This window comes from Streptomyces sporangiiformans (genome assembly GCF_005768555.2).
In the GTDB taxonomy this organism is placed as follows: domain Bacteria; phylum Actinomycetota; class Actinomycetes; order Streptomycetales; family Streptomycetaceae; genus Streptomyces; species Streptomyces sporangiiformans.
Window position 1 is genome coordinate 1 of record NZ_VCHX02000198.1, and the last position, 623, is coordinate 623.

Genomic DNA, 623 nt, shown 5'->3' on the forward strand with positions numbered 1-623 from the left:
TGCCGCTCACCGACGTAGTGCACGTGGACAGCCGTCCCTGGCGTCAGGCACGAGCTTCCGGCACGACTCCGGCTTCGCTGATCGGCGCAGTGCGGCGAGGTCGCCGGCTACGGATCGAGTACGACAGCCCACGCGAGTCATGCCCACGCGACCTGGTCGTGGATCCCTACGGGCTGTTCGCCAAGGCCGGCATCTGGTACCTCGTCGCCGACTGTGCCCGAGTGCCACGGATGTACCGACTCGAACGGATCACGACGTGGAAAGAAGTCGACCAGCCACGACGGATCCGCGAGAGCCAGACCCTGGCCACCGTCGCTGCAGCGCTCATTGCTCAGTGGGAGCACAACCACGCGATAGAGGTCAGCGCCACCATCGACCAGACCCAGATCGAGCGAGCGCAACGGATCTTTGGCCTACGACTCGTCCCGGACGACCATGAAGAATCCGCCACTGGCCGCAAGGTAACGATCCGCTTCCTGCATCTGGAGGACGTGCGAGCACTACTGCCGTTCGGGAGCGCCATCACTGTGCACGGCCCCACCGAAGCCAGGGCTCACCTCCGCGACCTCGCCACCAATCTTGCCCACCACTATGCGCCGTCACCAACGTCCTGACCCGCAACA

Annotated in this window: 1 protein-coding gene; it reads left to right on the forward strand. The window is 65.0% G+C overall.

What is annotated here, in order from left to right; genetic code table 11:
- On the forward strand, window positions 1-614 hold a 614-nt coding region (locus tag FGD71_RS34865; RefSeq protein WP_140936017.1), incomplete at its 5' end, for a helix-turn-helix transcriptional regulator.
- Between the last annotated feature and the right edge of the window lie 9 nt (window positions 615-623).